This is a genomic window from Streptomyces alboniger, from assembly GCF_008704395.1.
In the GTDB taxonomy this organism is placed as follows: Bacteria; Actinomycetota; Actinomycetes; order Streptomycetales; family Streptomycetaceae; genus Streptomyces; species Streptomyces alboniger.
In genome coordinates this window covers 5,860,531-5,874,722 of the sequence record NZ_CP023695.1, presented here as the reverse complement: position 1 = coordinate 5,874,722, position 14,192 = coordinate 5,860,531, and the positions used below count along the sequence as shown (strand labels likewise).

Sequence of the window (14,192 nt, the reverse complement as noted above, 5' to 3'; positions counted from 1 at the left end):
TCTAAGAGCCCTGCGGCTGGCGGGCCGCCGCTGTCGACAACCGGGGCCCCGTCGGCAGGAGGTTGGACCAGGCGGCAGGCACCGGGGTCACCTCCGCGTCCCCGTAGCCGAGGCGGGTCTGGGCCTGCCGCGCCTCCTGTTGCTCCCGTTTCCGCTGCTGGGCCGAGGTGCCGATGCCTTCGTCGTCCGTCGCGCTGTCGCTGTTGGATTGCATCGCGTAGCGCAGGCCCGTGTCGGTCACCAGGAACACGCTGCCCGCCTTGGTCTCCGATCCGAGGAAGTGCCGGTAGAGCTGGCCCGACCCAGGAGTGACGTACGCGCTCGACGAGCCGGTGGGCAGGCTGGCGGGGAATTCGGAGCCCGCCCAAGTACTCAGCGTCGTCCTGCCGTTGTCCGCGTCGACGCGCCGCAGCACGTTGCAGACGGTATTACGGCCGTCACGGCCCGCGGAGGCGCTGTTGGCGGGCGAGGGTTTGTCTATCGGCCAGGCGTACCGCGCGTCGAAGTCCTCGGTGGTCGGAGTGAAAGCTCCGGCGCTGATCTCCCGCGCCTGGCCGGACTGTCCCAGGGCGAGCAGACTCCGGCTGCTCAGAAGCAGCCACGCGGTGAAGTCGGAGACCGGCGCGACCCGCCCTGGCAGGACCACGTAATGCTGCATCCTGTCGCCGTTATTGGCCCGGAGGACCATCCCCACCTTGTTCACCGCGGGGTCCCGCAGGCTCGGCACTTCGGCATTGGCCCCGGGAGTGCCGGGCACCTTCGGGAAGGTGATGGGATCGCCGCGGTGCAGCGTCTCGAGCCATTGCTTGGAGACCCGCTGCGGGGTGCGGCCGGATCCTACGAGCGTGCGCGCCAGGAGCTCGTCCTTCGCGGAGACCCGGTATGCGGTGCCACGAGCGTCGACGACATAACGCACGTTGTCAGGGCCGACGACGTACAGCAGTTCGCCTCCCCGCAGCCGCTCCTGCCCGTCGGTCTTCTCCTCGTCGCGGGCGGCCAGCACGAACGCGGCCTTTTGGATGGCCCTGCCCCCCTGGACCGGGCGCTCGCACACCGCCCAGCGCTTCGCGGCCCCAGCCTCCGAGAGCGACGGCAGCCGGTCGGGGGCGTACGGAATGCCAATGGTGGCGCCGTGCGGGATCGTGCCCTTGTCCAGCACGGACTCATCGACGTTGATGACCTCACCCTTGCCGTCATCGAGGAGGAGCTTCGCCGACGCCATGTTGAGGACCGGGTGCAACTGTCGCTCGCCGTCGGTCTTGAGGACGACGTACCGGGTCGTCGAGTCGCTCGCGATGATCACATGCTCTTTCGGCTTGTCCCAGCCGGGCTTGGCCGCCGGCTTGAACATTCCCCAGGCACCGAAGACCGCCAGGATGATCACCCCGACGATGAGACCGGGCAGCACGCCACGCAGTGGCCGGGGTGCACCTTCCTCCGAGCCGGAGGGAGAGGGCTGGATGAACGCGGCCAGCGTGCGGCGCTTCGCGAAGATGTAGGCGTTGAGTTCATCTCGCCGTGATGCCATAAGTGCCAGCTTCTCCCCGTGTGATGCCGGGGGGCGTGGCCCCCACCCTTCGTCATCAGACCGAGCCCCTACTATGCCTGTTGTGTGATCACACGTGCGTGCTGGGTAAGGAGTCCGGGCTCCGTGCAGCGACAAGGCCCTCACGGCACGCCGGTTCAGGCGACTTACGGGGGATTTGACTGATGGCTTCCGCACTGCGAAGCAGGGCCCGAGGACGTACGGAAGACTCAAGTCAGCCTCTGACGACGCGCGTCGCGGAGGGCACCACAAGCAGGGCAAGGTCCGTGACGCTTCAACTACGGCCCTATGTAGGTCGCTTCGGCGCGACACGCTTGCGACGGCTCGTCCTCATTGAGGTCGCGGCCGCCTTGCTGCTGACCGCCTGGGTCGTGGACCCGCTGTTGATCCCGCCGACGGCCTTGGTCGCAGCCGTGCTCGTACTGCTCACCGTCGTACGTCTCCACAGGCGTCCCTGGCCCGAATGGCTGGTCGCGGCCTGGGGGCTACGAGCACGTAGACGCCTCGCCGCGAGATTGTCGGTAGCTCCGGGCACGGAGCCCGCATTCGCCCCTGCCGTGGAATGTGACCCCGCGCTTCGTACCTATGCCTACAGCACCCAGGACCGGCGGCAGTTCGGATTGATCGGTGACGGCACCTTCGTAACCGCGGTGCTACAGATCGAATCGGACTCGACTCCGCTGCGGGCAGGGCGAGGGCAGCGGCCGTTGCCGCTCGGGCTGGTGCGCGACTCCTTGGAAGTGGACGACATCAGGCTCGAGTCGGCCCAGATCGTGCTGCACACCCAACCCGCGCCCGCGCTGCACCTGCCCCGTCAGTCCGTGGCTGTCAGCAACTACGCTCCACTGCAAGCCCAGGCCGGGGCGCCGGCGGTCCGGATCACCTGGATCGCCCTGAAGCTCGACCCCGAGCTGTGTCCCGAGGCTGTGGCCGCGCGTGGCGGCGGTCTCGTCGGGGCCCAGAGGTGCGTGGTGCGTGCCGTGGACCAACTGGCGAGCCGCCTGGCCGGGGCGGGGTTCCGCGCTACGGCGCTGAGCGAGGAGGGCCTTGCCTCCGCCATCGCCACTTCGGCGTGTGCCAACCCACTCGTGACGGCGGAGCCCGGCCGGGCCGAGGAACCTCAGCGACGGACAGAGGAGACCCCGAACGCGTGGCGCTGCGACAATCGGCGGCATACGTCGTACTGGGTGCGGCGCTGGCCCCGGCTCGGGGGCACCGGAGACTCCTCGCTCCCCCAACTGGTCTCCACGCTCACTGCTGTTCCAACGCTGGCCACGACCTTCAGCCTGACACTGGGGCGTACCGAGCGACAAGAAGTCGCGCTGCGCGGGCATGTGCGGGTGACCGGGCGCAGCGAAGTCGAACTCGCCGCCGCACGGGACGCCGTCGAGCAAGCAGCTCGTCAGGTCGGAACCGCATTGATGCGACTCGACCGTGAACAACTACCCGGAATGCTAGCCACGTTGCCGCTAGGAGGTACCCGCTGATGGCCGTGCCGCCGACCACCCCTGTCCGAGTGTCCTCTGCCGCGCCCGTGTCAGGCGTGGGCAACGGCATCAGGACCGCGCTGCGATGTGGTTTCGGTCTCCTCGGGCCGCGACACGGACGGCATACGCTTCCGTCCGTCGATGTAGACGCGCTTGCGTTGCCCATCGGTGACGACGGGGTGGTGATCGGTGTCGACGCGCAAGGGCAACCCGCCGTGCTCGGGGTCAGCCGGCCCACTCCGTACGACGTACTGCTCATCGGCGGTCTGTGGACCGCTCAGGTCATCGCGTTGCGAGCCGTTGCCATCGGAACGCGGGTGGCCGTGGAGACCGGGCGGGCCGGGGCCTGGGGGCAGCTGGTGCAGGCGCTTGGGGTGGGGCCCAGCGGGATGGCTGTGCATGATGTGGGGCGCGTGCCGCCGCAGGGGGCCTCGGCCGGGAGTGCCGTGCTCGTGGTGCGGGACTGTGGAATGCGGCCGCCTCGGGGGCGGGTCGTGGCCGGGCCCTGGCAGTCGGTGCTGACAGTGCTGCCCTATCTCAGTCCTGTCGCTCCGCGGTTGATGCGGCAGGCCCGGCTGGTGGGGGTACAGCGGGTGTCGCCGGACGAGGCGGTGCAGATCGGGCGGTCGCTGGGGTTGCCTCAGGAGGATGTGGATTCGCTGCCGACGCTTGCCGACGGAGTGACGTTGTGGTGTGCCGATCGTGATCGGCAGTACGTGATGACGCGGGCCACCGATGCCGAGACCGGATTGTTGGGTACGGCCCGGCGGATGGACTGACCTGCGGAGCATCGGGCAATTCGGGGTGCGGTGTCGGCCGTTGAGGGATTTGTCCGTCACGGTTTGACGTACGTGGATCGCTCCGGGGTGTGGCGTGCCGAAATGGACAGCACTGGTGAGGTGGACTGCCCTGCCGGGCTGGTGGTCCTGGTGATTAGTCTGGGACAGGGCGCGACGCCAGAAACCCGCGAGCGGGTCGCACGCGTCCTCAACGGGGAGAGCCAGGCGGATCGGACGACAGGAACGGTCGCCCCCCACCACGGCACGAGGGTGCTCGACCACACCAGGAGGCATTGTGAACAGCGATCGGGACGAGATCCGCGGGGGCTGGGACTCACCCGTCGATGATCAGTCCGACGCGGAGTCCGCCGCCGAGACGACGGGCGAGTTCACCATCGACTACGCGCCGCCCGCCTGGTACACGCAGAACGCTTCGGGCAGTACGGGTGAGACGCCGCCGCCTGTTTCCACGCCGCCCGCTTCCCCTCCTGCCGCCTCGACCCCGTCGGCGCCCGCCATGCCGTCCTTCTCCGCTCCTCCGGCGCCGCCGGCTCCTGCCGGTCCGCCTTCGGGCAGCGTTCCCAGTGTGTTGCCGAAGCTGCCCGTGGGCGGTGGGTTCCAGCCCGCCGCTCCGGACGAGGCGGAGGAGTCGGGCGCCGCGCCGGACGCCGCCGCGAGGGCCGAGGATGCCGGTGCGGCGGGCGAGGCTGAGAGCGGTGTGGCGTCCGTGCCGTCCGTTGTGCCGCCAGTGCCGCCGGTGGCCTCGGGTGTGGATGCATCTGATTTCAGCGGGGCTCTTGCCGGGCCCGCGGCCTCGGTTCACGTGACCGGTGTCGTGCCGAAGAACGAGGTCGATGCCTTGGCCCAGGCCAGGGGTGGTGCCGAGGCCCCGGATGAGGTTGAGGGCGAGGACGAGGACGTCGCTCAGGCTGGGGCTCAGGCTCGGGCTGGGGATGTGTCGGTTTCTGCTTCTGCCGCTGACGACGCGGCGGTTGCGCCCGTCGGGGACGGTCTTGGCAGCGGTGATCTTGAGAGCGGCGCCACCATGCGGTTCTCCGCTCGCGCCCTCAAGCAGGAGATCGAGGAGCGTGCCGCGGCCGACGAGGCTGCGGATGCCTCGGATGCCCCGGAGGCCCTGGAGGCCCCGGACGTGTCTGCGCCTGCCGATGCGGGCGGGGTGAGTGTGGGTGCGGAGGCATCCGAGCACCCGGTGGACGCTGATGTTGATGTTGATGAGTCTGGCTCGGCTGGTGAGGACTCGGTCGAGGACGAGGTCGAGGGTCAGGACTCCGGCGGGGGTACGGAGGCTGACGATGGCTCCGGTTCCGTGGCCGATGGAGTTGGTTCATCCGGTTCCGTGACGGATAAGGGGGCCGATGGCGACGGGCCGCAGGACGCCGTGCCGTCCTCGTGGCCCCCGCCGCCTTCGTCGCAGGACGTGCTTCCGCCGTTGCCGCCCGCGTTCCAGCCCGCGGCCCCGGCCTCCGCGCCGCAGTGGCCCGCGTCCACGCCGACTCCGCCTCCCGCGCAGCCGGTGCAGGCCCAACCCGAGCCCACGCAGGGGCACCCGGCGCCGGCCGCGCCCGCTCCATACCCCGCGCCGGGGCAGCCGTCTCCGCAGCCTGCGCCGGGTGCCTGGCCCGCGCCCACCCACGCGCCCGCGGCTCCGGGCGCTCCGGTTGCTCCTGCCTCCGAGGCGCCGACTCCGGAGGTGCCGCAGGGCGGCTACGGGTTCCCGCAGGCCGCACCCGTCTCGCCCGGCGCGCCCTTCGCCCCCGCGCCGCCTGCCCAGAACTCCACGCCGGTAGCCCCCGCCCCCGAGGCGCCGACTCCGGAGGTGCCGCAGGGAGGGTATGGATTCCCGCAGGCCGCACCCGTCTCGCCCGGCGCGCCCTTCGCCCCCGCGCCTCCCGCCCAGAACTCCGCCCCCGCCGCTCCGAGCGGCGAGGCGCAGGTCCCCGCGGTCCCCCAGGCGGGTGCAGGTTACGGATTCCCGCAGGCCGCGCCCGCGTCCGCGCCTGCCCCGGTCTCGCCCGTCTCCCCGAGCACCCCGGCCGCCCCCAGCGCCCCAGTTGCTCCCGAGTCGCCCGCGCAGGGGCGTGGTTACGGCTTCCCGCAGGCGCCCGCACCCCAGGGGCCGCAGCCCGTTCAGGGGGGCGGTTACGGATTCCCTCAGCCGCCCGCGCCGCAGGAGCAGCCGCCCGTTCAGCCGGGGCAGCCGCTGCCTGCGCACCAATCCGCTCCCGGGCAGCAGCCCTTCCCCGGGCAGCAGTCTGCTCCCGGCCAGCAGCCCATTCCGAACCAGCAGCCACAGGCACCTCAGCCCCAGCCGCAGCCCCAGGCACCCCAGCCTCACGTCCCCGTACAGGCCCAGCCCCCCGTCCAGCCGCAGGCACCCCAACAACAGGCACCCCAACAACAACCGGGGCACCCGGGCCACCCGGGCCAGCCCGGCCAGCCGCCCATCGACCCCCGTACCGGCGCCGCCTGGCCCCAGCCGGTACAGCACGATCAGCGCGAGCGCACCAACCCGGGGGCTCCCCTCGGTTACACCGCCGCCGTCGAGCTCTCCTCCGACCGGCTGCTGCGCAACACCAAGCCGAAGGCGAAGAGCAGCCGGCCCGCGGGCGGCGGTTCGCGGTTCAAGCTCGGCGGCAAGAAGGAAGAGGCCGAGCGGCAGCGGAAGTTGGAGCTGATCCGCACCCCGGTCCTCTCCTGCTACCGGATCGCCGTCATCAGCCTGAAGGGTGGTGTCGGCAAGACGACCACCACCACCGCGCTCGGCTCGACGCTGGCCACCGAGCGGCAGGACAAGATCCTCGCCATCGACGCCAACCCCGACGCCGGTACGCTCGGGCGGCGCGTGCGGCGCGAGACCGGGGCCACCATTCGCGACCTGGTCCAGGCGATCCCGTACCTCAACTCGTACATGGACATCCGGCGCTTCACCTCGCAGGCGTCGTCCGGCCTCGAGATCATCGCCAACGACGTCGACCCGGCCGTCTCGACGACCTTCAACGACGAGGACTACCGGCGCGCCATCGACGTGCTCGGCAAGCAGTACCCGATCATCCTGACGGACTCCGGTACGGGGCTCCTGTACAGCGCGATGCGCGGGGTGCTCGACCTCGCCGACCAGCTGATCATCATCTCTACGCCGTCGGTGGACGGCGCGAGCAGCGCATCGACGACGCTGGACTGGCTGTCCGCGCACGGGTACGCCGACCTGGTCTCGCGGTCCATCACTGTCATCTCCGGAGTCCGTGAGACCGGGAAGATGATCAAGGTCGATGACATCGTGTCGCACTTCGAGACGCGGTGCAGGGGGGTTGTCGTCGTCCCCTTCGACGAGCATCTCGCCGCCGGCGCGGAGGTCGATCTCGACATGATGCGGCCGAAGGTGCGGGAGGCGTACTTCAACCTTTCGGCGATGGTGGCCGAGGACTTCGTGCGGGCTCAGCAGCAGCAGGGACTGTGGACCTCGGACGGGAATCCGCCGCCGCATATGGCTCCGCCGTTGCCGGGGCAGGGCTATCCGGGCCAGGGGACCTATCCGGGACAGCCTCAGGGGTACGCGCCTTCGCAGCAGCCGCAGGGGCAGCCTCAGCCCCAGCAGCCTTACTCTCAGCAGCCGCAGGGGCAGCCGCCGGCGTCGGCGCCCGCGCCGGCTCAGCAGCCTTACCTCCAGCAGCCTGGGGGGCCGCAAGGGTGGCAGGCACAGGCTCCGCAGCAGGGGTACGTTCCTCAGCCGCCGCAGGAGCAGCAGCCTCAGGCCCAGCAAGGCCAGCAGGGCCAGGCCCCGCAAGCCGTGCAGCCCGGAGCGCCCTTCCAGCCGGGGGCACCCTTCCAGGCTCCGCAGCCGCAGCAGGAGCCGCAGCCACCCCAGCAGTAAGCCCCGTCGCTCGATCAGCGGGCCCGTGCCGTTCTCGGCGCGGGCCCGTTCGCGTACCGCCCCCCAGGAGGAGCCCGCCCCAGCGGTGAACGCCCCACCGTCACCCCCTCACCAGCCACCCTTCAGAGGTCTTGACCAATGCGGGTGAAATCGGGGGTGAAATCGTTCTCGGAATCGCCGTCAACTCGTTATTTCCGCAGGCCACATGGGGTTCACCTGCCGTTGACTCGTCCAGACCGGCGCTGGTAAACACACACATCAACCAGCTGACGTTCCTTGATCAACCAGCGTGCAACCAGCCATCCCTGCGCGAGCGATGACGCGAGGTCACCGACCCATGGACACACAAGATCAGCACGGCAGAGCACCAGTCCTGGCAGTCCCGGCAGTCCTGGCAGTCCCGAAGACGACCGCCCCCCGTCGCCCCTGCGGTCCCCGCCCCCGCCGCCACCTGAGGCTCGCGCTAGCCGGAAGCGCCGCCGCGTTCACCCTTACGGCCGGTCTCGCCACGCCGCTCAATCCGGCCCCGCAGCAGGCCGAGGCCAAGGGCGACGGGGACAAGAAGGTCCTCACCGTCGCCGTGGCGCAGAGCGTCGACTCGCTCAGTCCCTTCCTCGCCCAGCGGCTGCTCAGCACCAGCATCCACCGGCTGACGTACGAGTATCTGACGAACTACGACGCCAAGGACAACAAGGCGATCGCCGGGTTCGCCACCGAGTGGAAGCCCTCCGCCGACAAGCTGACCTGGACCTACACCATCCGGGACGACTCCAAGTGGTCGGACGGGAAGCAGGCGACCGCCGAGGACGCCGCCTGGACGTTCAACAAGGTGATGTCCAAGGAGGGCACCGCCACCGCGAACTCCAACTTCGTCACCAACTTCAAGAAGGTGACCGCCCCCAGCCCCACCAAGCTGGTCATCGAGCTGAAGAAGCCGCAGGCCACCATGGCCGCCCTCGACGTGCCGATCCTCCCCAAGCACGTCTGGGAGAAGGTCGACGACATCTCGAAGTTCAACAACGACAAGGACTTCCCCGTCGTCGGCAACGGCCCGTTCATCCTGACGGACTACAAGGTCGACCAGTACGTGCGGCTCAAGGCCAACAAGGGCTTCTGGCGCGGCGCGCCCAAGTTCGACGAGCTGGTCTTCAAGACGTACAAGGACCAGGACGCGGCCGTCTCTGCCCTCAGGAAGGGCGAGGTGTCGTTCGTCGCCGGGCAGCCCGCGCTCACCCCGGCCCAGGCCAAATCCCTGGAGAACGTGGAGAACGTCAAGGTCAACGAGGGTCCGGGGCGGCGTTTCTTCGCCATCGCCACCAACCCCGGCGCGAAGACGAGGGACGGGAAGAAGTTCGGCGACGGGCACCCGGCGCTGCTGGACAAGAAGGTCCGTCAGGCACTGTTCCTCTCCGTCGACCGCGAGGCGCTCGTCGACAAGGTGTTCCAGGGCAACGCCGTCGTGGGAGCCGGGTACATCCCGCCGCGGTTCTCCCAGTACGCCTGGAAGCCCTCCGCCGAGCAGGAGCTGACGTACGACCCGAAGAAGGCCGCCCGGCTCCTCGACGAGGCCGGGTACGAGAAGAACGGTGACGGCAAGCGCGTCGGCAAGGACGGCAAGCCGCTGGACCTGCGCATTCTGTGCCACGCCACCGACCCCAATGACAAGGCGGTGGGCAAGTACCTGAAGGAGTGGTGGGGCGATCTCGGCATCGGGCTCAAGGTCGACTGCCTCGATGACGTCTCCGTGCCCTGGTACGCGGGCGAGTACGACCTCGCCTTCGACGGCTGGTCCGTCAACCCCGACCCGGACTTCGTCCTCGGCATCCACACCTGCGCCGCGCTGCCGGTGAAGGCCAAGGAGAGCGCCGCCACGGACAACTTCATCTGCGACAAGAAGTTCGACGAGCTGTACGAGAAGCAGCTCGCCGAGTACGACCCGGACAAGCGGGCCGCCATCGTCAAGCGGATGCAGTCGTGGCTGTACGACTCGGGCTATATGAACGTCCTCGCGTACCCGAACGCCGTCGAGGCCTACCGCACCGACCAGATCAAGTCCATCACCACCATGCCGAAGGACGCGGGCAACATCTACGGCCAGGATGGATATTGGAGCTGGTGGTCGGCCGTGCCCGCGGATGGGAAGAGTTCCTCCAAGGACGGCAGCTCGACCGGTGTCATCATCGGTATCGCCGCTGCCGCGGTGGTGCTCGTGGGCGGCGGAGTCCTGTTCGCCCTGCGCCGCCGTTCTACCGCAGAGGACCGCGAGTAACGCATGACCGCTGACAGCAACCCCGCACTGCTCGACACCGAGGGTCCCCTGGGCCCCGGGGCCGACGGCGACCCGGCGCAGGCCGGGCCGTCGTCGGCCCGCGGGCCACGGGCCCGCAACACCCGCGCCTATCTCCTCTATGTGGCGGGCAAGCTCGGCGGCGCGATCGTGTCGCTGTACGCCGTGCTCGTCACCAGCTTCTTCCTCTTCCGGCTCATCCCCGGTGACCCCGTCAAGCAGATGACGGGCGGCAAGCGCGTCTCGGCCGAGCAACTCGCCGCGATGCGCGCGGAGTTCGGCCTCGACAAGCCGGTCATGGCCCAGTTCTGGGACTACACCGGCAAGGTCCTGAGCGGCGACTTCGGTACGTCGTACCAGTTCCACGCCCCCGTGATGGAGAAGATCACCGAGGCCCTGCCCGCGACGCTCCTGCTCACCGGAACGGCGTACATCCTCTATACGCTCATCGGCATCTGGCTCGGCACGCGCACCGCCTGGCGCAACGGCAAGCTGGGCGACCGCTTCAACACCGGGCTCGCCCTGACGCTCTACTCGGTGCCGTCGTTCTGGCTCGGACTGCTGCTGATCATCACCTTCGCGGTGGGGGTCGGGCCGATCCCCGGGCTGTTCCCGACCGGTGGTCTGGAGTCCGGGGGCGAGACCGGGTTCGCGTACGTCGTCGATGTCGCGCACCACATGGTGCTTCCCGTGATCACGCTGGTCGCCGTCGGGTACGCGCAGACGCTGCTCGTCATGCGGTCGTCCCTCCTGGACGAGATGGGCAGCGACTATCTGACGACCGCCCGCGCCAAGGGGCTCCGCGACGACCTCGTGCGCCGCAGGCACGCCGTCCCGAACGCGATGCTGCCGACCGTCACGCTGATGTTCGTCAATCTCGGCACGGTGGTGGCGGGCGCGATCCTCGTCGAGACCGTCTTCTCCTGGCCGGGGCTCGGCGGGCTCTTCTACCAGGCGTTGAGCGTGCCCGATCTGCCACTGGTGCAGGGGCTGTTCTTCGTCTTCTCCACCGCGGTGATCCTGATGAACACCCTGGCCGACGTGATCTATCCGCTGCTCGATCCCCGGGTGGGCCGATGACGACCGAATCCGCACCGACGACGCCGGCCGCCCCGGCCGGGCCCTCCGCCCCGGGGAAGAGCGCGCGGTCCCTCAGCTGGACCCGCCGCCGGCACTCGGTGGCACGCTTCTGGCGGGAGTACCGCACCCACAAGGCCGGGCTCTTCGGGCTCGCCGCGCTCGTCCTGATCGCCCTCGCCGCGGTCTTCGCGCCGCTGCTCGTGGGATCGGACGCGCAGAGCGTGACCGCCGCGCCGGGCGATCCGATGGAGTCGCCGAGCGGTGAATTCCCGCTCGGCACGGACCAGTTCGGGCGCGGACTGCTGGGCCTGCTGGTGTGGGGCGCGCGGATCTCCCTGTCCGTGGGACTGCTCGCCGCCGTGCTGTCCGTGGCCATCGGCACCCTCGTCGGGATCACGGCGGGCCACTTCAAGGGCTGGTACTCGACGGTGATCATGCGCGTCACCGACTGGTTCCTGGTGATGCCGACGCTGGTGCTCGCCATCGCGCTGGCCTCCGTGATGTCCCGCTCCATCTGGACGATCATCCTGGCGATCGGTGTGACGACCTGGCCGACGACGGCCCGGCTGGTCCGCGCGCAGACCCTCGCGGTCGAGTCGCGCCCGTACATCGAGCGGGCGCAGGCGCTCGGCGGCGGCCACGGCCACGTCATGGCGCGCCACGTGCTGCCCAACGTCATGCCGCTCGTCCTCGCGCAGACGACCCTCGTCATCTCCGGCGCGATCCTCACCGAGGCCACGCTGGCGTTCCTCGGCCTCGGCGACCCGACGAGCGTGTCGTGGGGCGGCCTCCTCCAGGACGCGCGCGAGGCGGGCGCGGTCAGCGCCGGTCACTGGTGGTACCTCGCCCCGCCCGGCCTCGCCATCGCGATCGTCGCACTGGCGTTCACACTGTGCGGCCGTGCCGTGGAATCCGTGCTCAACCCCAGGCTGGGGGCAACCCGTTGAACGACGTACACCCGAACGACACGCGCAGGACCGACGTACACAAGAGCGACGAGCCCCACCGCCTCCTCGACGTGCGCGATCTCGAAGTGACGTACGCGAACGGCGCCGCCGCCATCCGGGGCGTGAACCTCCACGTCGACGCCGGGCAGAAGCTCGGCGTCGCCGGCGAGTCTGGCTGCGGCAAGTCCACGCTGGCGCTCGCCCTGCTGCGGCTGCTGCCCCCGGGGTCGAAGGTGTCCGGCGAGATCCTGCTGGACGGCGAGGACGTCCTCACCATGAAGTGGGGCCGGGTCCGCGCGGTGCGCTGGGCGGGCGCCTCGATCGTCTTCCAGGGTGCGATGCACTCGCTGAACGCCGTGCACCGCATCGGCGACCAGATCGCCGAGCCGATCCTGCTGCACAAGAAGGCCACGCAGGCGGGCGCCAGGAGGAAGGCCGGCGAACTCCTCGAACACGTGGGACTGCCCGCCGCCCGCGCCGAGGCGTATCCGCACGAGCTGTCCGGCGGCCAGCGCCAGCGCGTCATGATCGCCATGGCGCTGGCCTGCGACCCACGCCTGATCATCGCGGACGAGCCGACCACCGCGCTCGATGTGATGATCCAGGCCCAGATCCTGCGCCTGATCGAACAGCTGGTGTCCGAGCAGGACCTCGGACTGATGATGATCAGCCACGACCTGGCAGTGCTCTCCGACACCTGCGACCGGCTCGCGGTGATGTACGCGGGCCGGGTCGTCGAGGAGGGCCCGGCCACGCAGGTCTACGAGAACGCCCGGCACCCCTACGGCAAGGCGCTGTCCGCGGCCTTCCCCCGGATCGGCGACCCCGCTTCCCGGTTCGCGCCGCGCGGGCTGCCAGGTGACCCGCCCGACCCGTCGGCGCTCCCTTCGGGCTGTACGTTCCATCCGCGCTGCCCGGTCGCCCTGGACGCCTGCGCGACCGAGGACCAGGCCCTGCGGGAGGCGGGCCCGCAGCACCGCGCGGCGTGCGTCCACGCGGGCGCGCCGCTCCCGGCGCAGCCCACTTCGGCGCCGACGACGGCGGAGCGTACGCCGTGACCCGGAGCATCCGTGACGAGGAGCCGCGCATGACCACCCCCGAGCCGGGAGGCGGCCCTCTGCTGTCCGCCACCGGTCTGCACATCGCCTTCCCCGGCCGCCGGGGCGCGCCGACCGCACGGGCGGTGGACGGCGTCGACCTCGACATCAAGGGCGGCGAGATCGTCGCCCTGGTCGGCGAGTCGGGCTGCGGCAAGACGACGCTCGCCCGATCACTGCTCGGCCTGGTGCCGCCGACCTCCGGCGCGGTGACCTTCGCGGGCAGGCCGCTGGACTACGCGGGACGCGCCCTCAAGGCGTACCGCAAGCGGGTCCAGCTGGTGCTCCAGGATCCCAGCGGCTCGCTCAATCCCCGGCACACGGTGTACGAGGCCGTGGCCGAGGGGCTGCGCATCCACGGGTACGCGGGTGACGAGCGGGCGGCGGTCGCCGAGGCGCTGTCCCGGGCCGGGCTGCGCCCGCCGGACCGCTTCTTCCTGCGCTACCCGCACGAGCTGTCGGGGGGCCAGCGTCAGCGTGTCGTCATCGCGGGCGCGCTGGTCCTCGAACCCGAACTGATCGTCGCCGACGAGCCGGTGGCCTCCCTCGACGCGTCCGTACGCGGGGAGATCCTCGCGCTGCTGCTGCGGCTGCGGGATGAACTGGGGCTGTCCGCGCTGGTGGTGACGCACGATCTGGGCCTCGCGTGGAACATCGCCGATCGGGTGGCGGTGATGTATCTGGGCCGGATCGTCGAGACCGGCACGGTGGAGGAGGTGCTGACGGCACCTCAGCATCCCTATACACAGGCCCTGTTGTCGGTCCTTCCGGAGGCTCCCGGTGACCCGGTGGTGCTCACGGGTGAGCCGCCGGATCCCTCCCGCATCCCGGGGGGCTGCCGGTTCCACGCGCGGTGCCAGGTGCTTGCCTCCGGCGAGGCGGAGCGGGCCGGCGTGGCGGGCCGGTGCCGCGGGGAGGATCTGGCGGTGCTCTCGGGGCGCGGCGAGACGCAGGTCGCCTGTCACTGGGCGGCTGCTGGCGGGGCGCCCTAGGTTCGTTCTCGGCCGGCCGCCGGCGGGGGCTTGTCGCGGAGTTCCCCGCGCCCCTTAAGGGGCGCTCAGCTGGGCCCCGTCAGGG

Annotated in this window: 9 protein-coding genes and 1 pseudogene; 9 read left to right on the top strand and 1 reads right to left on the bottom strand. The window is 70.4% G+C overall.

What is annotated here, in order from left to right; translation table 11 throughout:
* Position 1 precedes the first annotated feature (1 nt).
* Positions 2–1,528 carry a type VII secretion protein EccB gene (gene eccB / locus CP975_RS26310; protein ID WP_055531464.1) on the bottom strand — a complete coding sequence of 509 codons (1,527 nt, stop codon included), beginning with the start codon at positions 1,526–1,528 and terminating at the stop codon, positions 2–4.
* A gap of 182 nt (positions 1,529–1,710) precedes the next feature.
* On the opposite strand from eccB, the gene eccE reads away from it, so the two are divergent.
* From eccE to CP975_RS26270, 9 genes and pseudogenes are all read left to right on the top strand, one after another.
* Positions 1,711–3,033, top strand: coding sequence for a type VII secretion protein EccE (eccE, locus tag CP975_RS26305; protein WP_150477406.1), 1,323 nt, complete (start codon positions 1,711–1,713; stop codon positions 3,031–3,033).
* A complete protein-coding gene (locus CP975_RS26300) occupies positions 3,033–3,812 on the top strand; it encodes a hypothetical protein (RefSeq protein ID WP_246201633.1) in 780 nt (259 codons plus the stop codon). Before eccE ends, CP975_RS26300 begins: the two co-directional genes overlap by 1 nt.
* Before the next feature lie 295 nt (positions 3,813–4,107).
* A pseudogene (locus tag CP975_RS36640) lies at positions 4,108–4,188 on the top strand (SCO5717 family growth-regulating ATPase); the annotation flags it as partial.
* Positions 4,189–4,857: 669 nt separating this feature from the next.
* Positions 4,858–7,704 carry a MinD/ParA family ATP-binding protein gene (locus tag CP975_RS26295; protein WP_425474335.1) on the top strand — a complete coding sequence of 949 codons (2,847 nt, stop codon included), beginning with the start codon at positions 4,858–4,860 and terminating at the stop codon, positions 7,702–7,704.
* A gap of 337 nt (positions 7,705–8,041) precedes the next feature.
* Positions 8,042–9,973, top strand: coding sequence for an ABC transporter substrate-binding protein (locus CP975_RS26290; protein WP_150477403.1), 1,932 nt, complete (start codon positions 8,042–8,044; stop codon positions 9,971–9,973).
* Positions 9,974–9,976: 3 nt separating this feature from the next.
* The gene (locus tag CP975_RS26285) at positions 9,977–11,071 is read left to right on the top strand and encodes an ABC transporter permease (RefSeq protein ID WP_055529605.1); all 1,095 of its coding nucleotides are present in this window, start codon (positions 9,977–9,979) and stop codon (positions 11,069–11,071) included.
* Positions 11,068–12,018 carry an ABC transporter permease gene (locus tag CP975_RS26280; protein ID WP_055529607.1) on the top strand — a complete coding sequence of 317 codons (951 nt, stop codon included), beginning with the start codon at positions 11,068–11,070 and terminating at the stop codon, positions 12,016–12,018. Before CP975_RS26285 ends, CP975_RS26280 begins: the two co-directional genes overlap by 4 nt.
* Positions 12,015–13,076, top strand: coding sequence for an ABC transporter ATP-binding protein (locus tag CP975_RS26275; protein WP_150477402.1), 1,062 nt, complete (start codon positions 12,015–12,017; stop codon positions 13,074–13,076). The genes CP975_RS26280 and CP975_RS26275 overlap by 4 nt, the downstream gene beginning before the upstream one ends.
* A 29-nt stretch (positions 13,077–13,105) precedes the next feature.
* A complete protein-coding gene (locus CP975_RS26270; protein WP_055529618.1) occupies positions 13,106–14,107 on the top strand; it encodes an oligopeptide/dipeptide ABC transporter ATP-binding protein in 1,002 nt (333 codons plus the stop codon).
* Positions 14,108–14,192 lie beyond the last annotated feature (85 nt).